Source organism: Rhodococcus sp. WY5 (assembly GCF_018588185.1).
GTDB classification, from domain to species: domain Bacteria; phylum Actinomycetota; class Actinomycetes; order Mycobacteriales; family Mycobacteriaceae; genus Rhodococcus_F; species Rhodococcus_F qingshengii.
In genome coordinates this window covers 1,855,521-1,880,699 of record NZ_JAAMPR010000001.1, presented here as the reverse complement: position 1 = coordinate 1,880,699, position 25,179 = coordinate 1,855,521, and the positions used below count along the sequence as shown (strand labels likewise).

General features: G+C 61.3%; 29 protein-coding genes. 18 read left to right on the top strand and 11 right to left on the bottom strand.

The genetic code is table 11. The features are described from left to right. Positions 1 to 51 precede the first annotated feature (51 nt). The 5 genes from G4D79_RS08640 to G4D79_RS08620 all read left to right on the top strand — a co-directional run bounded on the left by G4D79_RS08640 (position 52) and on the right by G4D79_RS08620 (position 3,878). The gene (locus G4D79_RS08640) at positions 52 to 372 is read left to right on the top strand and encodes a GYD domain-containing protein (protein WP_007729728.1); all 321 of its coding nucleotides are present in this window, start codon (positions 52 to 54) and stop codon (positions 370 to 372) included. A 44-nt stretch (positions 373 to 416) separates the two neighbouring features. Further along, positions 417 to 1,265: an LLM class F420-dependent oxidoreductase gene (locus G4D79_RS08635; protein WP_039973116.1), complete on the top strand. Its 849-nt coding sequence runs from the start codon at positions 417 to 419 to the stop codon at positions 1,263 to 1,265. A 75-nt stretch (positions 1,266 to 1,340) separates the two neighbouring features. After that, a complete protein-coding gene (locus G4D79_RS08630; protein ID WP_099697090.1) occupies positions 1,341 to 2,090 on the top strand; it encodes an SDR family oxidoreductase in 750 nt (249 codons plus the stop codon). A 62-nt stretch (positions 2,091 to 2,152) separates the two neighbouring features. After that, positions 2,153 to 2,617: an Rrf2 family transcriptional regulator gene (locus G4D79_RS08625; RefSeq protein WP_099697091.1), complete on the top strand. Its 465-nt coding sequence runs from the start codon at positions 2,153 to 2,155 to the stop codon at positions 2,615 to 2,617. A 118-nt stretch (positions 2,618 to 2,735) separates the two neighbouring features. Further along, a complete protein-coding gene (locus G4D79_RS08620; protein ID WP_007729732.1) occupies positions 2,736 to 3,878 on the top strand; it encodes a diguanylate cyclase in 1,143 nt (380 codons plus the stop codon). Between the two features lie 27 nt (positions 3,879 to 3,905). On the opposite strand, the gene G4D79_RS08615 is transcribed toward G4D79_RS08620, so the two are convergent. Next, complete coding sequence (locus tag G4D79_RS08615; RefSeq protein ID WP_064073862.1) at positions 3,906 to 4,790, bottom strand: helix-turn-helix transcriptional regulator; 885 nt, start codon at positions 4,788 to 4,790, stop codon at positions 3,906 to 3,908. Positions 4,791 to 4,957: 167 nt separating this feature from the next. On the opposite strand from G4D79_RS08615, the gene G4D79_RS08610 reads away from it, so the two are divergent. From G4D79_RS08610 to G4D79_RS08595, 4 genes are read left to right on the top strand one after another with little or no spacing between them, the layout of a single operon-like run. After that, entirely contained in the window at positions 4,958 to 5,995 is a 1,038-nt protein-coding gene (locus G4D79_RS08610; protein ID WP_099697092.1) for a zinc-dependent alcohol dehydrogenase family protein, read from the top strand. A gap of 42 nt (positions 5,996 to 6,037) precedes the next feature. Continuing rightward, complete coding sequence (locus G4D79_RS08605) at positions 6,038 to 7,510, top strand: MFS transporter (RefSeq protein WP_042447232.1); 1,473 nt, start codon at positions 6,038 to 6,040, stop codon at positions 7,508 to 7,510. Beyond that, complete coding sequence (locus G4D79_RS08600) at positions 7,485 to 7,871, top strand: DUF2255 family protein (protein WP_099697093.1); 387 nt, start codon at positions 7,485 to 7,487, stop codon at positions 7,869 to 7,871. The genes G4D79_RS08605 and G4D79_RS08600 overlap by 26 nt, the downstream gene beginning before the upstream one ends. 29 nt (positions 7,872 to 7,900) lie before the next feature. Next, positions 7,901 to 8,314: a cupin domain-containing protein gene (locus G4D79_RS08595; RefSeq protein WP_099697094.1), complete on the top strand. Its 414-nt coding sequence runs from the start codon at positions 7,901 to 7,903 to the stop codon at positions 8,312 to 8,314. A gap of 13 nt (positions 8,315 to 8,327) precedes the next feature. Here G4D79_RS08595 and lexA read toward each other — a convergent pair whose 3' ends face one another. Continuing rightward, positions 8,328 to 9,017 carry a transcriptional repressor LexA gene (gene lexA, locus G4D79_RS08590; protein ID WP_174519486.1) on the bottom strand — a complete coding sequence of 230 codons (690 nt, stop codon included), beginning with the start codon at positions 9,015 to 9,017 and terminating at the stop codon, positions 8,328 to 8,330. 77 nt (positions 9,018 to 9,094) lie between these two features. Between lexA and G4D79_RS08585 the strand changes: the two genes are divergently transcribed. Then, the gene (locus G4D79_RS08585) at positions 9,095 to 9,550 is read left to right on the top strand and encodes a hypothetical protein (protein WP_099697095.1); all 456 of its coding nucleotides are present in this window, start codon (positions 9,095 to 9,097) and stop codon (positions 9,548 to 9,550) included. Between the two features lie 97 nt (positions 9,551 to 9,647). Here G4D79_RS08585 and G4D79_RS08580 read toward each other — a convergent pair whose 3' ends face one another. Continuing rightward, the gene (locus tag G4D79_RS08580) at positions 9,648 to 11,147 is read right to left on the bottom strand and encodes an NAD(P)/FAD-dependent oxidoreductase (protein ID WP_003940522.1); all 1,500 of its coding nucleotides are present in this window, start codon (positions 11,145 to 11,147) and stop codon (positions 9,648 to 9,650) included. A gap of 516 nt (positions 11,148 to 11,663) precedes the next feature. Between G4D79_RS08580 and G4D79_RS08575 the strand changes: the two genes are divergently transcribed. Then, positions 11,664 to 12,323, top strand: coding sequence for a LuxR C-terminal-related transcriptional regulator (locus tag G4D79_RS08575; protein ID WP_099697096.1), 660 nt, complete (start codon positions 11,664 to 11,666; stop codon positions 12,321 to 12,323). Positions 12,324 to 12,491: 168 nt separating this feature from the next. Continuing rightward, the gene (locus G4D79_RS08570) at positions 12,492 to 13,379 is read left to right on the top strand and encodes a ScbA/BarX family gamma-butyrolactone biosynthesis protein (protein ID WP_099697097.1); all 888 of its coding nucleotides are present in this window, start codon (positions 12,492 to 12,494) and stop codon (positions 13,377 to 13,379) included. A 38-nt stretch (positions 13,380 to 13,417) separates the two neighbouring features. Here the strand turns inward: G4D79_RS08570 and G4D79_RS08565 are convergent, their stop codons facing one another. Further along, positions 13,418 to 14,062, bottom strand: a complete 645-nt coding sequence (locus G4D79_RS08565; protein WP_003940238.1) for a ScbR family autoregulator-binding transcription factor — start codon at positions 14,060 to 14,062, stop codon at positions 13,418 to 13,420. An 86-nt stretch (positions 14,063 to 14,148) separates the two neighbouring features. On the opposite strand from G4D79_RS08565, the gene G4D79_RS08560 reads away from it, so the two are divergent. Further along, positions 14,149 to 14,991, top strand: a complete 843-nt coding sequence (locus G4D79_RS08560; protein ID WP_030536480.1) for an NAD(P)-dependent oxidoreductase — start codon at positions 14,149 to 14,151, stop codon at positions 14,989 to 14,991. A gap of 218 nt (positions 14,992 to 15,209) precedes the next feature. Here G4D79_RS08560 and G4D79_RS08555 read toward each other — a convergent pair whose 3' ends face one another. Both G4D79_RS08555 and G4D79_RS08550 read right to left on the bottom strand, forming a co-directional pair. Continuing rightward, positions 15,210 to 15,716 (bottom strand): hypothetical protein, encoded by a 507-nt coding sequence (locus G4D79_RS08555; protein ID WP_003940400.1) that lies wholly within the window; start codon positions 15,714 to 15,716, stop codon positions 15,210 to 15,212. A 216-nt stretch (positions 15,717 to 15,932) separates the two neighbouring features. Continuing rightward, positions 15,933 to 16,589: an alpha-ketoglutarate-dependent dioxygenase AlkB gene (locus G4D79_RS08550; RefSeq protein WP_099697098.1), complete on the bottom strand. Its 657-nt coding sequence runs from the start codon at positions 16,587 to 16,589 to the stop codon at positions 15,933 to 15,935. A gap of 94 nt (positions 16,590 to 16,683) precedes the next feature. Between G4D79_RS08550 and G4D79_RS08545 the strand changes: the two genes are divergently transcribed. From G4D79_RS08545 to G4D79_RS08535, 3 genes are read left to right on the top strand one after another with little or no spacing between them, the layout of a single operon-like run. Further along, the gene (locus G4D79_RS08545) at positions 16,684 to 17,028 is read left to right on the top strand and encodes a helix-turn-helix transcriptional regulator (protein WP_003939956.1); all 345 of its coding nucleotides are present in this window, start codon (positions 16,684 to 16,686) and stop codon (positions 17,026 to 17,028) included. Between the two features lie 2 nt (positions 17,029 to 17,030). Further along, positions 17,031 to 17,513: an SRPBCC family protein gene (locus G4D79_RS08540; protein ID WP_003940319.1), complete on the top strand. Its 483-nt coding sequence runs from the start codon at positions 17,031 to 17,033 to the stop codon at positions 17,511 to 17,513. A 40-nt stretch (positions 17,514 to 17,553) separates the two neighbouring features. Continuing rightward, complete coding sequence (locus G4D79_RS08535) at positions 17,554 to 17,982, top strand: VOC family protein (protein WP_099697099.1); 429 nt, start codon at positions 17,554 to 17,556, stop codon at positions 17,980 to 17,982. Here G4D79_RS08535 and G4D79_RS08530 read toward each other — a convergent pair. The 5 genes from G4D79_RS08530 to G4D79_RS08510 are packed head-to-tail and all read right to left on the bottom strand — an operon-like array spanning position 17,945 to position 21,827. After that, positions 17,945 to 18,238: an Ada metal-binding domain-containing protein gene (locus G4D79_RS08530; protein WP_030536475.1), complete on the bottom strand. Its 294-nt coding sequence runs from the start codon at positions 18,236 to 18,238 to the stop codon at positions 17,945 to 17,947. The two genes, G4D79_RS08535 and G4D79_RS08530, sit on opposite strands and share 38 nt — an antisense overlap. Beyond that, positions 18,228 to 18,947 (bottom strand): 2OG-Fe(II) oxygenase, encoded by a 720-nt coding sequence (locus tag G4D79_RS08525; RefSeq protein ID WP_099697100.1) that lies wholly within the window; start codon positions 18,945 to 18,947, stop codon positions 18,228 to 18,230. Before G4D79_RS08525 ends, G4D79_RS08530 begins: the two co-directional genes overlap by 11 nt. 21 nt (positions 18,948 to 18,968) lie before the next feature. Beyond that, positions 18,969 to 19,988 (bottom strand): ABC transporter substrate-binding protein, encoded by a 1,020-nt coding sequence (locus G4D79_RS08520; RefSeq protein WP_099697101.1) that lies wholly within the window; start codon positions 19,986 to 19,988, stop codon positions 18,969 to 18,971. Then, positions 19,985 to 21,361 carry an MFS transporter gene (locus tag G4D79_RS08515; RefSeq protein WP_099697102.1) on the bottom strand — a complete coding sequence of 459 codons (1,377 nt, stop codon included), beginning with the start codon at positions 21,359 to 21,361 and terminating at the stop codon, positions 19,985 to 19,987. The genes G4D79_RS08520 and G4D79_RS08515 overlap by 4 nt, the downstream gene beginning before the upstream one ends. Positions 21,362 to 21,407: 46 nt before the next feature. Beyond that, on the bottom strand, positions 21,408 to 21,827 hold the full coding sequence (locus G4D79_RS08510) for a MerR family transcriptional regulator (RefSeq protein ID WP_007729752.1): 420 nt from the start codon (positions 21,825 to 21,827) through the stop codon (positions 21,408 to 21,410). Between the two features lie 132 nt (positions 21,828 to 21,959). Here G4D79_RS08510 and G4D79_RS08505 point away from each other — a divergent pair, with 132 nt between their 5' ends. Together G4D79_RS08505 and G4D79_RS08500 are read left to right on the top strand one after the other, a co-directional pair. Then, positions 21,960 to 23,369: an AarF/ABC1/UbiB kinase family protein gene (locus G4D79_RS08505; protein WP_003940433.1), complete on the top strand. Its 1,410-nt coding sequence runs from the start codon at positions 21,960 to 21,962 to the stop codon at positions 23,367 to 23,369. A gap of 77 nt (positions 23,370 to 23,446) precedes the next feature. Then, entirely contained in the window at positions 23,447 to 25,174 is a 1,728-nt protein-coding gene (locus tag G4D79_RS08500) for a CdaR family transcriptional regulator (RefSeq protein WP_235867751.1), read from the top strand. Positions 25,175 to 25,179 lie beyond the last annotated feature (5 nt).

Below are 25,179 nucleotides of genomic sequence, written 5' to 3'. Positions count from 1 at the left end.
AGCGCCCTACGGGTACACGATCGAAGTACCCATCCCGAGCTAGGAGTGGAAATGCCGAAATACCTCTGGCAAGTGACGTACTCACCCTCCGGCGCCGCCGGTCTACAGCAGGAGGGAGGCACTGCGCGGCGCGACGCGATAACGCGAATGGTCGAAAGCATCGGTGGCACTGTCGAATCCTGCCACTTCGCACTGGGCGGTCACGACATGTTCGTGATCGGCAACCTGCCGGACGACGTCGCGGCAGCCGCATTGAGCATTCGCACGGCTGCGGCAGGTGCAGCACGCTCGGAGTCGATCACACTGCTCACGCCGGAGCAGATCGACGAGGCAGTCAAGCGACCGACCGACTACCGCGCGCCGGGCAAATGACGACGGAAGGAATAGATCCCGGCAGCAGCCGAGTTGCACCCGCTGTGACGGAGACTACGAAAACACCTGACCTGGGAACCTACGGAATCTGGCGAGGAGCGGCTGGTTTGCCGCCCGAGCTGGGAACTGCGATCGAGAAACTCGGTTTCGGCACCATCTGGATCGGCGGCTCCCCACGCGCCGATCTACGGATCGCCGAGAAACTTCTCGACGCGACCGAGCACATCACCGTGGCAACCGGAATCGTCAACATCTGGTCCTCACCTGCGGCTGAGGTGGCGGAGTCCTATCACCGACTCGAAGCCGCGCACCCGGGTCGATTCCTGCTCGGCGTAGGCGTCGGACATCCGGAGGCTACCGGCGACTACACCAAGCCGTACGCCTCGCTCGTGTCGTACCTCGACGAACTCGACGCGGCCCAGGTCCCGGAAGCGCGGCGCGTCCTCGCCGCACTGGGGCCGAAGGTGTTGAAACTGTCCGCCGCTCGCGCCGCCGGCGCGCATCCGTACCTGACCACCCCCGAACACACGGCCGAAGCTCGCGAAATCCTCGGCCCTTCGAAGATCCTGGCCCCCGAGCACAAGGTTGTCCTGGAAACCGATCCGGAGAAGGCCAGAGCAATCGGTCGCCCCGCCGTCGCCAACCCGTATCTGTATCTGCGCAACTACACGAGCAATCTCGAGCGCCTCGGTTTTGCGCCCGAAGAGTTGGCCAACGAGGGGAACGATCGCGTCATCGACGCCCTGGTTGCGCGGGGTACCGCGAAGTCCATCGCGGATCGACTTCGGGAGCATGTCGCGGCGGGTGCCGATCACGTTGCGATCCAAGCACTTCCCGCCGAAGGTGATCCGATCGCGACCTACGAAGCACTGGCCGCCGAACTCTTCGACTGACCGGGCAACCCTTGACTTGGATAAGTAGTGTCCGAGTATACTTGGACACTACTTATCCGAGTAAAGGAGAAAAACATGAAGATCGTCATTTTCGGAAGCGGACTCATCGGAAGCCAGGTCGCCGCCAAGCTCGCTGACGCCGGGCACGACGTGAAGGCGCTCGGTCGCGGCGACGGGATCGACATCACCACCGGCGCAGGTATCGCCGAGGCAGTCGAGAGTGCCGACGTCGTCGTGGATCTGACCAATTCCCCTTCGTGGTCGGACGACGACGTCTTGGCCTTCTTCCGCGACGGAACCGGCCACATCCTCGCCGCGGAAGAGAAGGCAGGCGTCGGGCACCACGTCATACTGTCCATCGTGGGTGCCGATCGACTGCCCGATTCCGGGTACATGCGAGCCAAGGTCGCCCAGGAAGACCTGGTCAAAGCGGGCCCGACCCCCTACACGATCGTCCGATCGACCCAATTCTTCGAGTTCGTCGCCGGAATCGCCGACGCGGGAACCACCGACGGCGCCGTCCACGCAACGCCGGGACATCTGCAACCCATCGCGTCTCGAGACGTCGTGTCCCACGTCGCCGAGGTAGTGACCGGCGCGCCGCAAAACGGCACGGTCGAGATTGCCGGACCCGAACCGCTGGGCATCGACGAACTGGTCCGGCGCTTGTTCCTCGTCACCGGCGACAAGCGTTCGGTTATCTCCGATCCCGAAGCCGGCTACTTCGGCGCGAAACTCGACAACTCGGCACTGACCCCGACGCCCGGTGCAGATGCATGGATCGCGCCGACAACATACGACGCGTGGCTTGCCGAGAAGGCCTGACGTCGACAACTCGAGCGACGTCCGGCCCGCACCGCTTTCCGCGGCGTCGATAGAGTCCAATCATGAAGCTTTCCGGAGGCGTGGAGTGGTCACTCCACTGCTGCGTGGTTCTGAGCCAGTCCGAGGGGCCGGTACCCACAGCCAGACTCGCCGAACTTCACGGGGTGTCGAAGACATACCTGGCGAAGCATCTGCGAGCGCTCGCGCACGCCGACCTGGTCAATCCGACCGAGGGCCGAGACGGCGGGTACGTTCTCACCCGGGCTCCCGAGAAGATCACCGTTCTCGACGTCGTACAGGCCGTTGACGGCACCGAACCTGCGTTCCGGTGCACGGAGATTCGACAGCAAGGAATCCTCGCCGCTCCACCGGAGCAGTGCCGTTCCGCCTGCGGAATCGCCAAGGTCATGGCCGACGCCGAAAAAGCCTGGCGCGCATCGCTGTCGGGGGTCACTATTGCAGATCTTGCTGCAACCCTGGACCTTCCGGCACTCAGAAAGATCGTGACCACACCGATCACACCCTAGAGCAGCCCACACCCCACGAGACGGCAATCCATCGTTCAACTATCGGGTACCTTGTTCGGGGATCAAATCTTGACGAAGAATCTTCCGGGAATTTTCGCAAGATCTCGGAGGGGGTTTCATGGGAGTCAGTGGCGCTGCGGGGTTGGGGCAGAACATTCGTCAAACAACTGGACTGTTGAGTCGCTGGTGGTCTCTTGCGTACGACGGCGAATGGTTCCCGAGGTTCCTGGCTGCTCGATCGATGTTGGGGACAGCCAGGGTGGTCGTCACCTTTTGGTGTGCTGTGTTCGTGGCACTCGCCGTACTGGCTCAATTCGTGAAGGGTGGCGCAACCGAGCTCCCTGAACGGCTCGCGGCGGGCGCAGCATGCATGATCGCGCTCTACTGCATGATTCGCTGGTCACTCGGACGGTCTTGGCCGAGTCACCATCAATCCGTTCGTTTCGTTTCGCTCACCAATATCTGCTTGTCCTTGATACTTCTCGCCGGAATCCATTCGAGCTTCCTGGCATTGACCGGCACCGTCCTGTTCGTGGTCGTCGCGAACTATTCGTCGGTATTCCACAGCCCTCGAATAGTCACAGCACAGATCACCGGCGCGCTGTTCGTCGTTGCGCTACTGACAATTCGTGCTGTAACCGATCCGGATACCGACTCTTCGCTGTCGGTGTCCACTGGATTCGTCATCGGGTGTGTTATCGCTTCAGCTTCGATGACCGTGCATTTCCTCGTCCTGTATTTGACCGACGACGCACGACACTCTTGGCGCGATCCACTCACCGCTGCACTGAATCGACGTGGGCTGCACAATGTCTGGCAACAGTTGTTCGGTGTCGGCGAACTCCAAGGACACGTAGTCCTTGCGGTGGTGATCGATGTCGATTCGTTCAAGAGCGTCAACGACAAACTGGGTCACGCGGAAGGCGATCGGATGCTGGTGACAGTCGGCCGGCGCCTGAACTCGGTGGTCGGAGAGGTCGGGCTGGTTGCGCGGACTGGCGGCGACGAGTTCGTGATTCTCATGCCCGTGGAGCCACGTCGCATCGAACAAACCGTGGTGGACATTCACAATTCGATATCGCGGCCCGCCGGCCGGCAGTCGATTTCCGTGAGCGTCGGAGCGAGCGTGTGGCTGTCCTCGACAATCCCGGACGCTTCGGGAACCATCGATCGGATTCTTGCCGATGCCGACAACGCGATGTATCGGGCGAAACGACGAGGTGGAGACCAGGTAGCTTGGGCAGTAACGCATCTGAGCTGAATCGACACGATTACCTGTCGATCGAATTCAGAGCGCCGCTTCGCTGTCGTTCGCCGGATCCAGCTGATCCTGGGTTGCCGCCCAACTCGCCAAGAGTTTGAGTGCGTCAGCCGTGGGCGTCCCCGGCGCCGCGGTGTAGACCAGCAGTGTCAGCCCGGGATTGGACGGCAGTTCCATCGCCTCGAAGTTCAGCTCCAGGTCGCCGACGACGGGGTGACGAACCTTCTTGAATCCCGTCCGATGAAAGCGCACATTGTGTTTCGCCCACCGGGTGCGGAATACCTCACTGCGAGTGGCAAGTTCACCGATGAGCTCGGTCAGCGCCCTGTCATGGGGATTGCGCCCCGCTTCCGAGCGGAGCATCGCGGCGATGTCGTCTGCCGCGCGCTCCCAATCCACGAAGAAGTCCTGCGATGCCGGGTCCAGGTACACGAAGCGGGCGTTGTTCGCCGGCCTACGTGGATCGGCCAACACCGGCGAATACAACGCGCGCGCCATACGATTGGCCGCCAGCATGTCGTGCCTGGCATTACGTACCCACGCCGGTGCGTCGGTGATGGCGTCGAGTATCTGCTGAATCGCCGGGCTCACGCCCTTGGGGGCGGGCCGCTTTCTACTCGGTGCGCCTGCACTGGCGGCCTTCGCGAGGTCGTACAAGTGGGCAGTTTCGGCTTCGTCGAGTTGCAGTGCTCGGGAAAGGCTTTCGAGCACCGAGTCCGACGCTCCCGCCAGATTTCCGCGTTCCATGCGCACGTAGTAGTCGATGCTCACACCGGCGAGCAGAGCGACTTCCTCACGGCGCAACCCCTTGACGCGACGGTTTCCGCCGTAGGCCGGCAGCCCTGCCTGCTCGGGTGTGATGCGAGCACGACGGGAGCTGAGGAATTCGCGGATCTCGGCTCGGTTGTCCATGCAGTTCACGTTACTCGAGCGGAGAAGACCGAGGGAGGTACTGCCGTTACCTGGAACAACAGACACTCCCGCGCCCGCGAGGCGCGGCGTTGACTGATTGCAGTCGACCGGTCCACGCCGAAACGTCGACTTCGACGCACGCGACACCAGAAGCAAGAGGGGACACCATGCGAGCAACCATCATGTACGGCGCCGGAGACGTTCGAGTCGAGACCGTGCCCGATCCGGCACTGCAGCAGCCGACGGACGCGATCGTGCGGGTCGTCGGGGCGTGCGTTTGCGGCTCTGACCTGCACCCTTACCACAACATGCCGGCCACGCCCGGTGGTTCCCCGATGGGCCACGAATTCGTCGGAGTGGTGGAAGAGACCGGTCGCGAGGTGTCCACGTTGAAGAAGGGCGACTTCGTCATCGCCCCCTTCGCCTGGTCCGACGGGACGTGCGACTTCTGCCGCGAAGGCTTGCAGACGTCTTGCCGACACGGTGGATTCTGGGCCGGAAACGGGATCGGAGGCGGTCAGGCAGAGGCCATCCGAGTGCCGTTGGCAGACGGCACCCTGGTCAAGGCGCCGGTCGGTGAGGATTCCGAACTCCTACCGTCACTGCTCACACTCTCCGACGTCTTCGGCACCGGCTATCACGCGGCGGTCAAGGGTGGCGTCAACCAACGCACGACGGTCACGGTCATCGGCGATGGAGCCGTGGGGCTGATGGCAGTGCTCTCCGCCAAACGCCTCGGCGCCGAGCGCATCATCCTCATGGGGCGCCACAAGACCCGCACGGATCTCGGTCTCGAGTTCGGAGCCACCGACGTGGTTGCCGAACGTGGAGACGAGGGCATTGAGAAAGTCCGCGAACTGACCGGCGGCGACGGCACTCATGTCGTCCTCGAAGCGGTAGGTCACATGCCTGCCTACGAGCAGTCGCTCGGAGTTGTCCGACCGGGCGGCGTCATCAGCCGAGTCGGAGTACCCCAATACGAAGAAGCTCCAATCGGATTCGGGACACTCTTCGGACCCAACATCACACTCACCGGTGGACCGGCCCCGGTGCGCGCGTACATCGAAGAGCTGATGCCGGATGTGCTCGATGGAAAGATCGAGCCGGGCAAGGTCTTCGACCACACCGTCGGACTCGACGACGTAGCGGAAGGCTACCGAGCCATGGACTCCCGTGAATCGTTGAAGGTCCTCGTCCGCCCGTAGTCCACCACTTGCGAAAGTCCACCACTTGCGAAGAAGATGCGCGTGACCCACATTGCCACCCGTCCTGTTGCCGGTCGCATCAATCCCACCGCGATCCTGGCGATCATTCTGATCAGCTATTTCATGATCCTGCTCGACAATTCGATCATCTTCACCGGGCTACCCAGCATCCAAAGCAGCATGGGTTACTCGGCAACCGGGCTGTCCTGGGTCCAGGACGCCTACACCCTGGTGTTCGGCGGGCTTCTCCTGCTGGGTGCTCGTCTCGGGGACATCTTCGGCCGTCGTCGCGTATTCGTGGCCGGTCTCGCGATTTTCGCGATTGCGTCGTTTCTCGTCGGGGTCGCGCCGAACGGTTGGTGGCTCATCGCAGCGCGCGCTCTCCAAGGCGTCGGAGCAGCAGTGGTCGCCCCGGCGTCGCTGTCACTGCTGACCGCCAGTTTCCCGCCCGGCCCGGAGCGAACGCGCGCTGTTGCCTGGTACGGCGCTGCTGCGGGAATAGGCGCCAGCCTCGGACTCGTGATCGGCGGCGCCCTTGCCGACTGGGTGTCTTGGCGCGCAGGCTTTTTCATCAACGTTCCGATCGGTATCGCGATGATCGCTCTCGCTCCCCGGTTCATTCCGGAAACCGAGCCCAACTCCGGACGTTTCGATGTGGCCGGCGCTGTTCTCGCCACACTCGGGATGACCGCGCTCGTCTTCGGCACCGTCAACTCGGCCGAAGCGGGGTGGACCTCACCGATCACCGTTGCGACACTGGCGGCCGGGGCGATACTACTGACCTTGCTCTTCCTCAACGAAGCGAGAGCGGAGCAGCCGATCATGCCACTGAGGTTGTTCCGTAGCCGGGAGCGATCCGGGGCGTACGCCGCCCGAATGCTCTATCTGGGTGCCATGATCGGATTCTTCTACTTCACGACTCAGCTACTCCAAGGCGTCATGGGCTTCAGCGCGTTCCAAGCAGGCATCGCCTTCTTCCCGATGACGATCGTCAATTTTGCTGTGGCGATGCTTATTCCGCGACTGACACCGCGATTCGGAAATTCCGCAATTCTGTCGGTTGGCATTGCCGTCACCCTAGCCGGGATGGCGTGGCTCAGTCTGGTCCATCCCGGCAGCACGTACCTCACTGCGATAGCACTTCCGATGATCTTGATCGGCGCCGGACAGGGGTTGGCTTTCGCCCCACTGACTTCTGCTGGCATCTCCGGGGTACAGGCCGAAGATGCCGGTGCCGCATCAGGATTGGTCAACACTGCACATCAACTGGGCAGTGCTCTCGGACTCGGCATCCTCGTCGCAGTCTCCGCGGGCGCCGGATCCTCTGCCGACGACGCTACAACGGCACTCACCGATCACGTATCAACGGCTCTCACCGCAGGCACCGCCCTGCTCGCCGCTTGTCTCGTCATCGTCCTCGCACTGATCGTCCCGGCTACGAGAACGCGAAGTACCGCAAAGCAATTCGACCAGGAGAAAGGAAGCCGAGATGTCGCACTCGTGGACCGAGGATGAACTGACCAAGATCGGCGACGCCGAGGAGTTGCAGGTCTCCTCGTACCGCCGAGACGGAACCGCAAGGCCGTACGTCACGATTTGGGTTGTCCGTACCGACAACCAACTGTACGTTCGCTCGGCCTACGGAACCGACAACCCGTGGTTCGTCCGAGCAACGGCAAGTGGAACGGGCCGAATCCGAGCAGGAGGAATCGAGCGGGACGTGGCGTTCGAGTCCGCCGCACCGGATGCCCACTCGTCGATCGACTCCGCCTATCACACCAAGTACGACCGCTACGGCCCGCAGATCGTCGGCTCCGTCACCGGCCGCGCCGCCGCACCCAACACCATTCGACTTGTTCCGCTGACGCAGAACTGAACCGCCCCTTTCGATTCCGAGGAGACCTCATGGAAATCTTGAAGCCCCAGCCCACCAGCAAAGCACCCAGCGACTGGTTCACCGGCGACGTCTGGTGGGACGTCATCTACGCCGGACAGGAGCCGTCGAGGATGCGCGCCAACATGGTTCGCTTTGCACCGTGCGCGCGAACCGACTGGCACTCCCATGCAGTCGGACAGACCCTCCACATCGTCTCCGGTACCGCGCTGGTTCAAGCTCGCGGCGGCGAGATCGTCGAAGTCCACCCGGGTGAGACCGTCTACACCCCAGCGGGAGAGGAACACTGGCACGGCGCGGCACCCGACCGTTTCATGAGCCACCTTGCGCTGTGGGAAGGACCCGGCGGCGGAAGCACCGAAACTACATGGGGCGACAAAGTCACCGATGAGGAATACGGCGGTCCCCGCGCCAGACGTCGTTGAGACCGGACACCTCTCAGATACGGCGCATCACGGAAACAACTTTGCCCAGGATGACCGCGCGATCGCCGTCGATGACGCTGTACGCGGGATTGCGAGGCTCGAGGTACACGTGACCGTCGCGACGCCGGAGCACCTTCACCGTGGCCTCGCCGTCGATCATCGCGGCGACGATCTCACCGGAATGAGCTTCGTCCTGGCGGCGCACCACGACGACGTCACCGTCACAGATCGCTGCGTCGACCATCGACTCACCACGCACCCGAAGTCCGAACACCGTGCCGGAGCCGACGAGCTCACGAGGAAGCGCAAGCACCTCGTCGGCGTGCTCCTCCGCGAGGATCGGCGCGCCGGCCGCGATGTCACCGACGACCGGAACCGTCACCGTATTCGACGACGACTGTTCCTTCGCGCCTACGAGGAACGGCCGCACGTCCAACTGCCGAGCCATGGCCGCTCCTCGGCGGAGGAAGCCCTTCTCCTCGAGACTCTTGAGGTGCTTGGACACCGTCGACGTCGAGCGCAGACCAACCGCGTCTCCGATCTGCCGTGTGCTCGGCGTGCACCCGTTGGCAGCCACGAGATCCCGGATGGTCATCAGAATCTGCTGCTGGCGGAGCGGCAGGGAGGAGGCGTCGAGGCCACCGAACATGTCGAGATCGTCGTAATCGGTCACGATGAGAATCGTAGTGAGGGGTCCCGACATCCAGGCCAGGCAGCCGGAGTCTGCCAGAAACGGCACAGGCAGTTTGTTTCCCGAGCGGCGCATGGCACGCTGAGCTGATGGAGCCTCTCGAACCGATGCGCCCGGTCAGTGTTCCCGCCGACACCCATAAGTCGACGCCGATCTGGAAGTCGGCACCGGTCACTTTGGGAACGGTGGGTGTGTTTGCCTACGCATTGATGTCCGCGAGAACCGGCGTCGTCGAAGTTGCACTTGGCGCGGCGATCGCGATCGCCGGCGCCGCCCTCTACTGCATGTCAGTGATGCGCACGATCAGAGAAAACTCGTGCAGCCGCGTACCTCTGCTCGGAACCCCACCCGTCTCGCCCCGTGACGTCGACCTGCTCGCCGGGGCCGGGATGCCCTTGATCATGGGCGGATCGTTGCTGGCCATACGAGCAGCGGGATGGACCTGGCCATATCTCTATCTCGGACTGCTCGCCGTGATCATGGTCGCTACCTATGTTCTTCCCGTGGTGGTGCACAACCGACGATTACGGAAGCGAACTCACTGATCGCAAACCCCGTGACGCGGGTACGTCGACGCAACATCTCCAGCACATTCTCCGACGTCCCCACTGGTACGACCGGTCCATCCCCCGGTGGAGCCGACTATGCGCTGGCGACCTTGCTATCAGGCACGACAGCAATATCGACCTTGCTGAACTGCAGCACACCGTCTTCGATCTCGGCGTCGTGCATCAGCTTGCGGTCGCGGTAGTAATTGTTGACCACTTTCCACGCACCGCGGGCACCCTGACGCGGCATCTCTCCGTCGCCGCGCTGGATGTAGCCCGAGGTCAGGGCTCCGCCCATGAGAGATTCTTCGGCGAAGTCCTCAGGTTCGGCGTGAACCTCGAAAGTCGTGTAGTCGCGCTTACGCATGATCTTGAGTACGCGACACAGATAGGACGCGGCCAGGTCGGCCTTGAGCGTCCAGGATGCGTTGGTGTAGCCGAGGATCATCAGGAAGTTCGGAATGTCGGAGTAGAGCACGCTCTTGTAGGCGACCGTCTCGTTGAGCTTGACGGGCTCGCCGTCGATGCTCATGGTCGCCCCGCCCAGGATCTGTACGTTCAAGCCGGTCGCCGTGACGATGACGTCGGCCTCGATTTCGCGGCCCGACTCGGTCACGATGCCCTTCTCGGTGAACGTGGCGATACGGTCGGTGACGATGTCGGCCTTGCCACTCTTGAGCACCTTGAACAGGTCCCCGTTGGGAACCACGCACAGGCGCTGATCCCACGGGTTGTAGTTGGGGGTGAAGTGACGCAGGTCCACGTTCTTGCCGAGTTGCAAGCGGATCTGGGTGAGGAACAGCTTCTTCGCCAGCTTCGGATTGGTGCGTGAGAGCTGAAAGCTGGCGCGTTGCAGTGCGATATTGCGGGCTCGACCGATCTTGTAAGCGATCTGGTCGGGAACGCGTGCAAGCTTGAGACCCTTGGCAACAGGGTCCTCGGACGGTAGCGCCTGGATCCACGTGGGCGAGCGCTGCAGCATGGTGACGTGACCGGCGGTGGGGGCCATCGACGGGATCAGGGTGATCGCGGTGGCACCGGAACCGATGACCACTACCTTCTTTCCGGTGTAATCGAGATCCTCCGGCCAGTGCTGCGGGTGCACGATCTGACCGCGGAAGTCGTCCTCACCGGGGAAGGCGGGGCGGTATCCCTTGTCGTAGTTGTAGTAACCACAGGCGCCGACGAGGACGTTCGCGGTCCACGTCTCGGTCTCCCCCGTCGCCTCGACCAGGACGGTCACGGACCACTGAGCAGTCGCGCGATCGAAGTCCATTGCCACGACCTTGCGGCCGAAGTTGATGTGGTCGGTGACGCCGTATTCCTTGGCGGTTTCCTCGACGTAGTCACGGATACTGGCGCCGTCTGCGAGCACTTTGGTTCCGATCCACGGACGGAAACCGAATCCGAAGGTGAGCATGTCGGAATCCGATCGGATGCCGGGATACTTGAACAGGTCCCAGGTGCCACCGATGTTCTCGCGGCGTTCGAGGATCGCGTAAGTGCTTCCGGTCTGCTCACGAATGAGGTGGCAAGCCGCGCCGATTCCGGACAAGCCAGCGCCGATGATCAGTACGTCGACATGCTGTGTCATGAGGAAACTCGTTTCGTCGGTCGTCGCGAAGCTACTTCTGGCGTCGGCAGTGACCGAGAACGATCGGCCGGTTCAGGCCGGGTTCCCTAAGGTCAGCGCCAATGAACAGGGTATGTGCAACTGACGGTAACAGTCAATATCTCGACCCGGCCGCGTACGGAACATTGAGGTGCGACGCACCGGCCTCGCGGAACTCGATCGAGACGCCTGAATGCCTCGAGGCACCGGAGAGTTGTTCACGTCGTCGACGGAACGCCCAATGACTCGTCTACACGGGATACTCATCTCCCAAATATTCAGCGCCCCAGCATAATTCGAAGGTCCACGATCAGGTGTCGAACGCGCGAGTTTCCATGGGAAGACGGGCAACTGCGATATTGCCGTAACCTTCGTGCGCATCAGCGGAAAGGTCACTGCGATAGCTAACCTGCTGACGAAACCACGCTGAAAGCAACGGTTTTGGTTTCGCAGCGAAGGGAGCGGGCGGAGTGGACCTCCACCGGAGATGTAGTCGCTATGACACTCTCCAGCACAGTCACCCTGTACACCACTCATAGCGATCAAGGGTTCGCCAATGCAATCGCTGCCGGAATCAGCGCCAGGGCTTATTCAGAGCCACAAACCGCAGACATGAGCCTGTTAAGGCATCACACCAGCGATCACGGTAGAGCGCTCGTTCTCCTACCACGCGGGGGCGTCGATTGGCAGGTGAAGGAGCTCTCCGCGCTCGAGGGATCGGTCCTGGTCGGCGATCTCAGTAGCGGCAACTCCATGATTCGGGGGCTCGCAGCGGGCGCCCACGCCGTGCTCAACTCTCAACTGCCATTCACATCCCTGCTCGATGAGCTGCAGGCCGCGATCAACCCCAACTCCGCTCGGTCTGCACACGACAAGTCCTCGCTCGTACAACGCATCCGGTTGCGCACCGAAGAATTCGCACGAATCAGCAGTCTCACCGATCGCGAGTTCGAGATCGTGGGCCTTCTCTACGGAGGCTCGAATGTCGACTCGATTGCTCGAACCGCCCACATCGCACCGACCACGGTTCGCGCCCACATCCGAAGCATCCTGCAAAAACTGGGGGTGCATTCCCAGCTGGAGGCATGCGCGATGCTCCGCCGCTCTGGTCACGACGCACGCAGACACCCACTGGAACTTCGGATCGGACGCTTCTAGCAGGAAGTGCCCCAGACACACTCGCTGAGATGGGGTGCCGCCCCTGATCGAACTCGACCTTCGAAAAGATCGTCAATTTTGACGATTCGATGACGCGCCCGGACGTCGAATATTAGGTCCTACACGACACCGAAGACACGAGTGAACATCGAAAGGTGCATTCAATCAATGGAATACACACGCACAGTGCCGCGGCATCTTGTCCACAGACATGCTGTTGCCGAGGTTTTCTTGACGGACTACCGGATCGAATCGGACTCGGCGTACCAGGTTGCTGTGCAACTCCCGGTCTCGCACCGGATATTCGACGTATCGAGCGAGCAACACGATCCGCTCGGGGTGGCAGAAGCATTTCGACAGGCAGTGGTGCTTCTGTGCCACACCCGATACGAGATTCCACTGCACTACAAGTTCCTCATGGAAACGTTCAGCTTCGAGATGCTGGACGCGCTCGACGTGCAATCAGTCGCGGAGCCGTTGAGTTTCTCGATGACAGTGGACAACCTCACTCATCGCGACGGAGCGGTTTCGGGGGTCGAAGTATCGGGGATCCTCAGCGAGGGCAACCGGCACGTCGCCAGATGCAACGCTGTTGCGCGAGGAGTCAGCCCCGAGGGATACCGTCGAATTCGGCAAGGACGAGAAGACCACCGCCCGAGCCGGCGCATCCTTCCTTCCGGAGCCGCGGTGGTCGGATCGGAGCGAGTCGGACGCCTAACCGATGGAGATGTGCTCATCAGCACTGATCCTGCTCGGCACGCGATGTTCTGCGCTCCCGATCCGCGCAACCACTCCCTTTTCGATCACCCCGTCGACCACATCCCAGGAATGATTCTTTTCGAGGCCGCCCGACAAGCGCTCCGATTTCACATCGGCAACCCAGCAACAAAGATCGCCTCACTCTCGGCGGTCTTTCCGAGGTTCACTGAATGGGAAACGCCGTGCGAGGTGTCAATGATCCCCCTTGACGCGTCGGGCCATGTGCACCGAGTTCGGTTCACTCAAGAACTGGAAACCACCGCGGAACTCGAAATTACAGTTGCGGACCAATCATGAGAGGGAACGAACACGTTCTTCTCGTCGCGTCTTCCACGTCAAGCGCTCGGTGCTTCCCACTCTCTCGGTGCAAGCGCCGCCAGTTGCATGACGTGCGCCAACTTGTCCTCGCGGACGATCGTTGGCAGCACCAGGTTCCACATCTGACTCAACCGCTCGTACAGATCGGTTCTGCCCGTCAGCATTTCCGAGAGAATCTGCACTCCGGTGAACGACCCCACCACAAATCGAGCCAACGCGTCGATATCGGTGCCCGGGACGATATCGCCGGCTTCGGCCGCTTGGGTTGCCACCTGCTTGATAGCCTCGATCCAATCGAGGTACGGCTGTTCGATGGGGCCTTGAATACTGCCGATCTCCATCGTCAACCGCATGCCACCTCGCGCGATGGGCTCGGTCACAAGCTGCCGAGCCATCTCCTGCGAAACGAGCACCAGGGTTTCGACCGCGATGTCGGAGTGCGCAGCAACCCGCCGGGTACCCTCCATCGCCATACCGTGCTGCGCTGCGATGACCGCGTGCGCAAGCTCCTCCTTGGACGCGAAATGAAAATACATCGCCCCCTTCGACACACCCCCGTGCTGCAAGATCGTGCCCAAACTGGCGGAGTACCCGAACTTCTCGAAGCTCTTCGCAGCACCCAAAATGACGGCCTGGCGCGTCAGGACAGCACGCTCCTGCATGATCTACCCAGCTCTCGTTGCCGACGGAATGAATCTCAACGATACGTCGAAAGAGCTCGCAGCAACGCTCTCGACACGGACACACCGTGACGACTCTGGTACTCGGGGCCACTGGTTTCATCGGCTCCGCAGTGATGAAACAGCTGGTTTCCCGCGACGGAAACGCTGCAATCGGTTTCGTTCGCACGGCCACCGCAGCCAAACAGTTCGGCCGTGAAGGAATCGCCACCGTGATCGGCGACATCAACGAAAGTGCTTCTCTACGACTTGCAATGAGTCAGGCGTCGACCGTCATCTGTTGCGTGTCGTACGTGGGCGACGACGAACAACAGTGCGTTCACGTCAACCAACACGGCGTACAGAACGTTGCGTCGATGGCCGCCGACGTCGGCGTCGAACGCTTGCTCTACGTCAGTACCGCGGCCGTGTACGGGCCGGGACCGTTTCGAGACTTGCCGGTCAACGGCGCACCTCTCAGCCCCTTCTCACCTGCCAGTCGCACGCGCGCTCTCGCCGAGAAGTTCGTGCGCGACGCCGGAGGCCTGGTCGTCCGGCCGCATCTCGTGTACGGACCCGGCGACAGATGGTTTCTTCCGACACTGACGCGAATTGTCTCTCGCCTCGACTCGATCATCGACGGCGGTAGCGCTGTCCTGTCGGTAGTCGACGTAGACCTACTCGCCCGATCCATCTACGAGTTGTCGATAGAACAGCAATTTCGCTACGGCTCAACACTTCACGTCAACGAGCCTGTCCCGCGGACAGTCATCGACCTTCTCGAGCAACATGCACGGGAGACCAACTGGACTCTGCCCCAGAACTCTATCCCCCGCGCCGACGCGGTGAAAGCTGCTGCCCAGCTGAGTCTCGACATGCACCAGATCGACATGATCAGCCTCGATCACTGGTTCCGGTCGAGACTGTACTGATGGCACACGGATCACTCTCGCCAAAATACCTGTCTCCCAAACTTTTCAGCCCTCCCTATTGTTCAGCCTCAGCAATCAATAGGGCCTATTTCGCAGTCACTACAGGCGAACAGAGAGAGCTCTGATCGACGAAAACCACGGCTGTACAAAGACGGCAGTGATCGCGCCCGACACCGATTCTCTCGGGCAGATGGCGATCCACAGTTCCACTACCGGTGTCAGCTCCCGAAGTTCATGCCAGGGGTTGATGTGGGCGCACCAGCGCTGGGCAGTGAGACCACCCAGGATGCCTGTTGCACCGCGTATGTGGTGTACGGGAACATCGCCAGGTAGGGCTCGAGTCCTGGATAGTCCGATACCCACATACTCGTCGGTTCATCGACGCTGCCGCAGGATGCCAGGACGACGTAGGAGCCGTCCGGAATATCGTTTATCGTCTGAACTGTTGTGCCGGTGGGGATCACGCCGCTCTCGTAGATCGTCTGTCCCGGACCGATCGTCACTTCGATCGGTGGCAGCACTCCGCCGGGCGCGTTCGCGAGCGAGGTGCTGCATTGCAGAGCTCCACCCGAATTGTTGGTGATGGTGTTGCTCACGGTCGAGCCGGAAGCACTGTAAGCGAAGGTGACGTCGGCAGCTGTGGAAGCTGAGGCCAGCGAGGGAGCAGCCATTGCCAACGGAAGAGCTGCAGCACCGATAAGGGCCGCTCGTGTGATCGAATGCATCGAATCTCCATCTCGTTCAGCCTGAAACGTCGTCGGTTGATCTTGACATGAAACGAGACCAATTGGACGGATTCAACGAAGTTGATGCCTTAACTAATGACCACAGTTGGTGACTATTTCAGAATGACCTGGGATGTCGATAAATTGAATGCCCGTTTCTTCTCCGAGCGCTGCCCACCGATCCTCCCATTCGCGAGGCCGAAATCAACCTGAAACTCAGGACATCCCGGTATCGCGCAGCGTGATGTTCAACCGTCCGGACGGCAGACCTATGTCGGGACTTGCACTTCCCGCAATAACTTTCGGCACTCCGTGATATGCGAACCGAGACTCTCCACCGAAGACGAAGAGATCACCCGAATAGAGTTCGACGTCGGTGTACGGCTTGTTCCGGTTCTCGGAATTCCCGAATCGAAAGACACAACTCTGCCCGACACTCAGTGAGACGACGGGAGCGTCGCAGCGCTCGTCCTTGTCCTGGTGCATTCCCATCCGAGCGCCCTCGTCGTAGAAATTGATCAGCGCGGTGTCCGGCGTGTACCGCTCCCCCGCAGTCGGATCATCATAGGCAGCGGCAACTGCGGCCCGGCCGAGATCGACGAGCCAGTCAGGCACCGCTGCGACAGGCGCACCGTTCACGTCGTCGGCGATGCGCGTGTACTTGTACGGCTGCCAATGCCAACCGAGACAGACTGTTTGCACCGACATCTTGTGCCCACCAGGGACAACAGCGGAGCGCATCGGTACGGGTGCGGTCGCCCACCGTCGGCACTCGGCCACCAAGAAGCGTTGCTGTTCGACGCTGAGCCAATCCGGAACGAGGATCGCCCCCGGCACCACTTCCAATCGTGGCCGAGGAATCAGAGCGTTCATGGTTTCCACGCTAATCGGTTTCGAAGCATTGACACCCTCGGCATGGGCTCGTATCGTAATCAACAGGTTGGTTGATAAAGGAGATGATTGACAAGTGATCGTGGATCCAGGGGCAGACGAGCGTCTCGACAAAGCGTTCATGGCGCTTGCCGACCCGGTACGACGGCGGATCATCGCCCGCCTGAGCACCGGCCCCCAAACGGTCAACGAGTTGGCCGAGCCGTTCGAGATCACGAAACAGGCCATCTCCAAACATATTCAGGTACTCGAAGCCGCGGGTTTGGTCACTCGCAGCCGCGAAGCCCAGAGGCGGCCGGTACATCTCAACGCCGCAACTCTCGAGGCTTTGACCGCCTGGATCGACCGCTATCGACTGATCCACGAACAACAGTTCCGCAAGCTCGATCACCTACTCAGCACCACACAGAAGGAGACTTAGCCATGGCTACCACCAATCCCGTCACCATCACAGCTCCTGAGGGCGTGCCGTACATCGACATCACCCGCGAATTCGACGCACCCGTCAGTGCCGTCTTCGCAGCTCATTCGAATCCCGATCTGGTCAAGCAGTGGCTCGGCCCCAACGGATACGAGATGGAGATCGACGAATACGAGTTCGTGAGCGGCGGTCGATACAAGTACGTCCATCGCAACCCCGAGGGCGAAGAGTTCCGGTTCAACGGTGTATTTCACGTCGTTCGCGAGAACGACTTTGCCATCCAGACCTTCGAATACGAGGGATTTCCCGACGTCGTCAGCATCGAATCGATCACGTTCGAGGATCTGGGCAACGGACGCACCCGCCTCTCCGGCCATTCCGTATATCCGAGCCTCGAAGCGCGAGACGGAATGATCGAGAGCAATATGGAGCTCGGCGTCACCGAAGGTTACGAACGCCTGGACAAGATCGTCGCGCAACTCTGACCACCTGTTTGCCTGAACCTCCTCAGCGAAAGGCAGTTTCATGGACTGGACCCTCGAAGTAGTCATCGTTCCCGTCAGTGACCTCGACCGCTCCATCGAGTTCTACCGCGACAAGGTCGGTTTCAATCTCGACCACCACACCGTCAACGAACACATGACGGTCGCCCAGCTCACTCCGCGTGGTTCGGGCTGCTCGATCGTCATCGGGAACCTGCCGTCGCAGACCGAGATGACCCCTGGTTCGTTGAAGGGATTGCAGTTGGTCGTGGCCGACGCTGCAGCGGCTCGCCAAGAGCTCATCGGCCGCGGCGTCGATGCCAGTGAAGTCACCGTCTTCGACGAGCGTGACGGGGGCACCTTCTTCGGATTCGCCGACCCGGACGGCAATACCTGGGCTGTCCAGCAGCTGAAGGTCCGCGGCGACAAGCCGCTCATTCCGAAGGAGTACCGCGACCGCTTCGGCGCGTAGCAACTACCTTCCAGGCTGCGTAACCTTCGGGCATGCAGACGGCACAGGGGCGATAGCCGGCCGCAATCGCGGTCGGCTCGTCCGCGAAGAACACCCGACTGGCGACATACCCGCCACGCGCGATTGCCTGCGCAGCCCCTCGACAGTCGAGTCGCCCGTAGATCTTCGTTTTCCGGTGCCCGCCAAGCACACCGGGCGTCGAACTCTCGTAGGGTTTGTTGCGAGCGTCGCGGAGAATGTACGTCTTACTCGGCATCGTGAAGCACCAATCCCAATGTTCGACGCGTACCCGAGTGCACCACGCTGACACCATGTCGCACAGGGGCTCTCGACCACCCACGAGAACTCTGCACCGGTCGATCCCGCGTGGTGAAGATCAACGCGTGACCTTGCTCGAGAACTGTCACCGTCCCTTTCGACTGGGCGCGCGGCCGCTGTTCCACGAGCAAGAACTCGCCGCCGACGTGGTCGATGCGAGGTCTGTCGAGCCCGATCACGACTTGCAAGGGAAACACCAACTCTCCGTACAAGTCCCGATGCAATGCATTCCAGTCACCAGGTCCGTAGGACAGAAGGATCGGGGTAGGGCGATTCTGACCGGCGTCGTGACACTGATCGATCCATTCTTCGAAAGAATCCGGCCACGGTGCACCCTCGCCCAGCTTGAACGCCCACTCCCGCGCCACGGGCAGGAGGTGTCGGTAGAAGGCGGATCGCATAGCCGTGATCGGCTCCGGTACGGGATCACCGAAGTACCGGTACTCCCCTTGTCCGAAACGGTATCGAGCCATGTCGACGGTGCTCCGGAACCGGTCGACGTCCGAGTACCAGGAAGCAATTTCGCGGCACTCCGACTCGTCGAGTATCGGCGCCGTCTGGGCACACCCACTGGAGTCGATTCCCTCGATCAGCGCAGGCCAATCGAGGGATTCAACACGAGCAGACAGAGCGGTGAAGAGGTCCATACGTCGTAGACGACGCGGCGGTCAGGAATGTGAGAATGCCAGCAGCTGGTCAGCCAGATCGTTGTACGTACGGGCGATCCCGGCATAACTGAGCACGGGTTCCGGATTCCAGGTCCCGATCTTCCCCGCCTTCACCGCGGGCAAGTTGGACCACGCAGGATTGGTTCCGAGCGTATCCAGTTGCAAACTGGACGGGCGATCGTCGAGGAAGATCATGTCGGCCGGATAGTGGTCCGCCATCTCCCAAGCCAGTTTCTCGACGTAGACCGACGATCCCGCGGCCGGATCGACGACGGCAAGGCCCAATCCCGCCAGATCTGCAAGGATCGGGAATCCCGAACGACTGACACGAATCGTGTCCGGATCTGCGGACGCGAACAAAACCTGTGAATTATTCAGCGAAGAAGCAACTTCGGAGATCCGTGCACGCGCAGCGTCGTAGTCTTTTCGCTGAGCCTCCATATCCTGGTCCGCCCCGAGTTCCACGGCGAGTTCCACGATCTCTTGCACGGTTCGGTCGATGGTTCCTGCTGCCGTTTCCACGAACAGTACTGTCGACAAGCCTTTCACCGCATCCAAGTTCGCCTCGTCGAGTAGTGCCGAACCACGCAGCTGAGGGACTATGACGACGTCCGGCTCCAGCGCAGCGATCTTCTCGAGTTCCACTTGTCCCCAGAGCTGCCCGACCATCTCGGTCTTCGAGAAATCCAAATTGCCGGAGATGCTGGTGTCCGTTGATCCCGGCGATCGTGTCAGTGCCCCGAAAACTCCGACAGGCACCAGTCCGTAATCCCACAGAGCACCCGCGATACCGGTGTAGGTGACAAATGTCCTTGGTGGTGAATCCAATTCGATCAGATTGTCGCGATCATCGGTGAAGGACCAGCCTGCGTCGCCTTCGCCCCCGGCGTCTGCGTCCGAACGCGAGCAACCGGCCGCTGCCAGCACAGCAGCCAATCCTGCTGCAGCGCCGAGGAACCTGCGGCGATTCCAGTCCATCTCGATACGCGGGTGCGGTCGTGGAGTGAACAGCGTGGTCATGTGTGTGCCCTTTCGGCGATTGGTTGAACTGTTTCAGGAGTTGACGAACGAGAAAAGAGAAGGATCGACACCAAACCCGTGAGCATTCCGACGCCGGCACAGAAGACCAACGGCCACAGCAAGGCGAACTCGTCCGGACCGACGAAGAGCGAGCCGCACAACGCAATTCCGACGGCAAGCCCGAATTGACGCGACGAGTTGGCTGTTGCCGAAGCCGTCCCGGCGCGCTCTGCCGGGGCGTCCGACATCGCGGCACCCGGCAGCACCGGCGACACCATCGCCGAACCGACACCGGTCAGAATCAGCCCGGCGATCAGTGCGGGCCAGAGCGGCTCGGCGAGAACGTACAGCATGGCCACGCAACCGATTCCGCAAAGGATCGTCCCGAATCCGAGCGACAGTCGAAGGTCGACGCGCTGAAGCCGTGATCCACACAGGGCCGATACGAAGACAAAAGCGAGCGGTTGAATCGAGAGCACAAGTGCGGCCGCCGATGCCGACAGTTCCAGCCCGTTCTGCAGCCACAGTGAAAGGACTACGAGCGGGCCGTAGGCCGCGAGGTAGTACCCGAACGCAGCGACGAGGACGCCGTCGAATTTCAGGGATCGGAACAACGCCGGATCGAGCATCGGACTGCTGCCTCGACGCTGCCAGAACACAAACGCCGTCAGCGCACCGATTGCGATCAGGAAGGCAAGAGCTGTCGACGGCGAAGCCCACCCGATGTCGCCGCCCCACGTCACGCCGAGAACCGCGGCAACGGCAGCGAGGGTGAACAAAACGATTCCGGCCCAGTCGATGTTGTGGTCGCCGCGCTCACTGTCGGCGAAACAGAACACAGCCATTGCGAGCGCCACTGCGGCCACGGGGATTCCGAAATAGAAGACCGCACGCCAGTCGAAGAACTGCGTCAGCAGCCCTCCTGCAACGTTGCCGATTCCCGCCGCCAATCCAGCGACGGCACCCCACGCGGCAAAAGCCACGTGCCGATCGCGGCCCGAATATGCGTCGCCAAGCAGAGGCAGGAGTGTCGCGAACATCGCCGCACCGGCAATTCCTTGCGCGCCGCGAGCAACGACCAGAACCGTGATGTCCGGAGCAATCGCGCACACGGCCGTTGCAACCAGGAACACGACCAGTCCACAGATGTAGAGGCGTTTGCGTCCCCACGCATCGCCGAGTGCGCCCATGCCCACCAGAAGCGCGGCAAGAGCCAGCGTGTAGGCGTCGACGACCCATGACATCGCGCCCGTACTGCCGTCCAAACCGACTGCGATGGCCGGCACCGCGATCGTTGTGATCGTGGCGTACGTCAGTAACAGGAAAGTTCCGATGCATGCGGCGATGAGCGGCAGCCATCGTCGTGCCGACATGGTCAACCTCCGGGTAGGGCGGTAAGTGCGCCCTAACTATGAAGGTTCAAGTCAACTTGAAGTCAAGCGCCGCTTCGACACGAATGTCGAGCTGCTCGAGCAACCACGGGCACTGCATCGGACGCTCTTGCCGACACGTCAGGTGATGCTCGAGGATCAGCTTCGCTCGCGTAGCAGCGGCGATCTGTGCCTCGAGTGTCGACACTTGATCTGCGAGAACCGTCGAGAACTGGTCGGACGTGGTGTCGGTTTCGATGAAGGACCGCACCTGTTCCAAGGACATTCCCGTCTCGGTGTACATCCGGATCAATGCCAGCCGGCGCAGCTCACGCTGCCCGTACCAGCGTTTGCCGCCAGTTCGCGACCGCGCGGACAGCAGTCCTTCGTCCTCGTAATAACGCAAGGTCGACGCCGCAATTCCGAACGATTTTGCAACCTCGCCGATCGGGATCAAGTGCTCACGCATTCACCGATCGTAGGCTGAACGCGTAGGCGGTTCCGGCAGTTATGTGTGACTTGGCATACTGACTAACGGAAGGGGTCGCGTAAGTGATCTCACGGCAAAATGCTGGATGCGCTCGTTGAACGAGGGAGAGCTGTGCTGGATCCAACGCGACCTGTCGGGCCGTACTCGTCAGGAGTGCCCGCCACTGCCCTCGAAGTCCGCATGCCGGACCTCGAACGCTTCGGCCTCGCCCAGTTGTGGCGTTCCGCGATCATCGCCGTCGTGTTGTCCACGTCGATCATGCTGGCACTGATCGTGTGGCCTTTCCGCAAGCGTGGACGCACCTGGGCGGACGCTGCTTCCGACGGGATGGTCGACGGCTTCATCGCGCTGGGGCCCACCTTCGTCAAGCTCGGCCAACTGGTCGCGTCGTCGTCCGGCCTGTTCCCGGCCCCCGTCGCCAATGCATGCCTACGCTGCCTCGACGATGTTCCGTCTTTCCCGGCCGAGCAGGCCAGAAGCGTCGTGCAGAAGGACCTCGGTTACTCCGTGGACGACCTGTTCGCGAAATTCGACGACGTACCTCTCGCGGCCGCATCGGTAGCGCAGGTACACGCGTGCGTTCTGCACGACGGCCGAGAGGCGGTCATCAAGATCCAGCGTCCGGACATCTATGCGCGGATGCTGATCGACCTGCGGGCGGCGTACTGGGGCGCGAACATCCTCGAGAAATTTGTCGAGTTCCTTCGAATTGCCAATGCCACCGCCATCATTCGCGATCTGCACAACGCCACGATGACGGAATTGAACAGCGCGGTCGAGGCCGACCGGCAAACCACTTTCCGGAACAACATCAGTGCGTTCGGCGACAACAAAGGAGTCACGACACCAGAGGTGTACTGGGACTACTGCGGCCCCCGAGTCATCTGTATGGAACGCATGCGAGGCGTTCCGCTCGATCGGTTCGTCGCCGGTCCGGACGGTATCGACGAAGCCCGCATGCTGATCCGACGCGGAGTGAAGGTCTGGCTCGAATCAGTCATCGTTCACGGTCCGTTTCACGGAGACGTACATGCCGGGAATCTGTGGGTCCTCGACGACGGCCGGATAGCGATGCTCGACTTCGGCATCGTCGGTGTCCTTCCCGAGACCTGGAGATCCATCCTTTCCGACATGTTCCGAGCGACCCTCATCGACGGTGATTTCGCCCGTGTCGCCCGCGGAATTCGATCCTTGGGATATGCAACCGACTACGAGGTCGACGACGATCAGCTCGGTATGCAGGTCGCAACGGCCCTCGCCCCGATTCTCGGCCGTGACCTGGGTGAACTCAAGCTCAGTGAATTGATCATGGCACTGATTCAGTTGGGCAAGCAGTGGGGCGTTGCGAGTCCCGAGGAATTGGTTCTTTTCGGTAAACAACTCGGATACTTCGAACGATATGCGACGGCTTTGGCCCCTGGTTGGGTGATCGGACAAGACCTTTATCTGTTCAAGAACGTTTTTCCAGAGGCAGTCGCCGAAAAGGTACAGGAACTCGGCATCACCATGCCTGACGAATAAATTTGTCCCCTATTTCCTTATTCTGCATTTCGTCTGTCGGGGTTAGCCTGTAATGACCCACTGGCCGAGGAGCAAATGTGCAGCCACTTTCTGTAGCCCTCCCGCAAGCGTCGACAGGTCCGAGGAGTAACGGGCCGAGTGTCGGCACCACCCTCGGCGCCCTCATGCATTCCACGGACAAGTCCGTGATCGAGCTTCTGGAAAGCCCGGACGGACTCGATGTCGAAATCCGTTCGATCGCCCTCGTCGAGTCCTCCGATATCGACGGCACCGACAGCCGTGGTGCGATCTCCGACATTTACCTTCCCGTGGGAGTTCCCGAATCGACGTTGACGCAGTGGTTGCGAAAGTTCGAAGGCAGGCCGGCGAGGCGTCGTCCGAAGCTCTTGCTCGTCAAGAATGCGCGCGAGGCGACGACGCTTCTCACCGCCGCACGCAACATCGGAATCGCAGTGGCCGCGGTACATCCGCAGGCTAGTTCCGGACACGTCTATTCACTCGTACAACGACTTCTGACACAGAGCATGTACCGTTCGCGGGCCGTCTCAGGAGCTGTGGCCGGTGGCGATTCGGATCTGTTCGCGCTCTCGGAGACGATCGCCGAATTGACCGGCGGACTCGTGACGATCGACGACACGGCACTCCATGTCATCGCATATTCAGCTGCTCACGAAGGTGAAGACGAACTCCGTCAGCTCTCCATACTGGGCCGGGAGTGGCCGATCGAATACACCGAATGGATAGAGCGCAGAGGCGTGTTCGAGCATCTCAGGCGATCGGACGAGGTCATCAGTCTGCCCTCCGAGCCGAGCATCGGAGCCGCGCACAGGTTCGCTGTGAGCATCACCCGCCCGGACCTGTCAGCGCCGACGGGTTCTGTTGCACACCAACACAATCTCGGCAGCATCTGGGTGCAGCGCGCCTCTGAACCTCTTTCCGACGACGCCCAAGCGGTATTGCGGGGTGCAGCGGCAGTCGCCGCACGCATTCTCATGCGAACCTTGGACGCCTCCAGCCGCGAGAATGCCCAATTGCAAAGGCTGTTCGGCGTTCGCTCCGGCGGAGTCGACATGCACTCGCTGGCCGGCTCCTTCGGCATCAACACCGACGGACCGTCTGCGGTCATCGGATTTGCGACATCACTCGCGCCTGGATCGAATCACGAACGAATCACGAACGCCTTGCGCCTGCGCGCCAGCGCATTCCGCAGCGACGCGGTCACAACGATCATCGACAACCGGATCTACGTGCTGTTTCCTCAGGCCGAACACGAGGTCGCGATCAGCGACTGGGCTTACGACACCGTGCGAGTAGTCGAGGCCCGTGCGGGCATCAGCGTGCGCGCCGCCGTCGCGGTCCCGATCGCGCGATTGCACGGCGTACCCGAGGCGCGTCGAGAAGTGGACCGCGTGCTCGATACCACCGATGATCACGAAACCTCGAAGGTCACCACACTCGCGGCGTCACGCACCGCGGTGTTGCTGGGCGAGATACTCGACCTCGTTGCTGATCACGAGCGATTGCGGGACCCTCGTATCGACAGACTCGTCTCCTACGACGACAAGAACACCTCAGACATGCAGTTCACGCTCACGGCCTACCTGACAGCTTTCGGGGATGTGAAGAAGGCCGCCTCGTCTCTGAAAGTACATCCGAACACGCTGCGCTACCGCATTCGGCGCGCTGAACAGATCATGGGCATTTCGTTGGACGAGCCGGATACGCGACTGCTCACCGAACTGCAACTCGCCATCTTGGGACGCACCCCGGACGAGTCTGAAAGATACGAAACGTCCGATCAGTGAGATAG

Excerpts from the sequence above, each read along its gene's own strand:
- G4D79_RS08625 (WP_099697091.1), top strand. The coding sequence starts at position 2,153 with ATGAAGCTTTCCGGAGGCGTGGAGTGGTCACTCCACTGCTGCGTGGTT.
- G4D79_RS08530 (WP_030536475.1), bottom strand. The coding sequence starts at position 18,238 with ATGCCGAGTAAGACGTACATTCTCCGCGACGCTCGCAACAAACCCTAC.
- G4D79_RS08565 (WP_003940238.1), bottom strand. The coding sequence starts at position 14,062 with ATGCAGGAGCGTGCTGTCCTGACGCGCCAGGCCGTCATTTTGGGTGCT.
- G4D79_RS08615 (WP_064073862.1), bottom strand. The coding sequence starts at position 4,790 with ATGGACAACCGAGCCGAGATCCGCGAATTCCTCAGCTCCCGTCGTGCT.
- G4D79_RS08550 (WP_099697098.1), bottom strand. The coding sequence starts at position 16,589 with ATGAACGCTCTGATTCCTCGGCCACGATTGGAAGTGGTGCCGGGGGCG.
- G4D79_RS08595 (WP_099697094.1), top strand. The coding sequence starts at position 7,901 with ATGGAAATCTTGAAGCCCCAGCCCACCAGCAAAGCACCCAGCGACTGG.
- G4D79_RS08575 (WP_099697096.1), top strand. The coding sequence starts at position 11,664 with ATGACACTCTCCAGCACAGTCACCCTGTACACCACTCATAGCGATCAA.
- G4D79_RS08540 (WP_003940319.1), top strand. The coding sequence starts at position 17,031 with ATGGCTACCACCAATCCCGTCACCATCACAGCTCCTGAGGGCGTGCCG.
- lexA (WP_174519486.1), bottom strand. The coding sequence starts at position 9,017 with ATGTCGGGACCCCTCACTACGATTCTCATCGTGACCGATTACGACGAT.
- G4D79_RS08515 (WP_099697102.1), bottom strand. The coding sequence starts at position 21,361 with ATGTCGGCACGACGATGGCTGCCGCTCATCGCCGCATGCATCGGAACT.
- G4D79_RS08535 (WP_099697099.1), top strand. The coding sequence starts at position 17,554 with ATGGACTGGACCCTCGAAGTAGTCATCGTTCCCGTCAGTGACCTCGAC.
- G4D79_RS08585 (WP_099697095.1), top strand. The coding sequence starts at position 9,095 with ATGGAGCCTCTCGAACCGATGCGCCCGGTCAGTGTTCCCGCCGACACC.
- G4D79_RS08580 (WP_003940522.1), bottom strand. The coding sequence starts at position 11,147 with ATGACACAGCATGTCGACGTACTGATCATCGGCGCTGGCTTGTCCGGA.
- G4D79_RS08620 (WP_007729732.1), top strand. The coding sequence starts at position 2,736 with ATGGGAGTCAGTGGCGCTGCGGGGTTGGGGCAGAACATTCGTCAAACA.
- G4D79_RS08555 (WP_003940400.1), bottom strand. The coding sequence starts at position 15,716 with ATGCATTCGATCACACGAGCGGCCCTTATCGGTGCTGCAGCTCTTCCG.
- G4D79_RS08610 (WP_099697092.1), top strand. The coding sequence starts at position 4,958 with ATGCGAGCAACCATCATGTACGGCGCCGGAGACGTTCGAGTCGAGACC.
- G4D79_RS08600 (WP_099697093.1), top strand. The coding sequence starts at position 7,485 with ATGTCGCACTCGTGGACCGAGGATGAACTGACCAAGATCGGCGACGCC.
- G4D79_RS08510 (WP_007729752.1), bottom strand. The coding sequence starts at position 21,827 with ATGCGTGAGCACTTGATCCCGATCGGCGAGGTTGCAAAATCGTTCGGA.
- G4D79_RS08525 (WP_099697100.1), bottom strand. The coding sequence starts at position 18,947 with ATGGACCTCTTCACCGCTCTGTCTGCTCGTGTTGAATCCCTCGATTGG.
- G4D79_RS08640 (WP_007729728.1), top strand. The coding sequence starts at position 52 with ATGCCGAAATACCTCTGGCAAGTGACGTACTCACCCTCCGGCGCCGCC.
- G4D79_RS08520 (WP_099697101.1), bottom strand. The coding sequence starts at position 19,988 with ATGACCACGCTGTTCACTCCACGACCGCACCCGCGTATCGAGATGGAC.
- G4D79_RS08570 (WP_099697097.1), top strand. The coding sequence starts at position 12,492 with ATGGAATACACACGCACAGTGCCGCGGCATCTTGTCCACAGACATGCT.
- G4D79_RS08630 (WP_099697090.1), top strand. The coding sequence starts at position 1,341 with ATGAAGATCGTCATTTTCGGAAGCGGACTCATCGGAAGCCAGGTCGCC.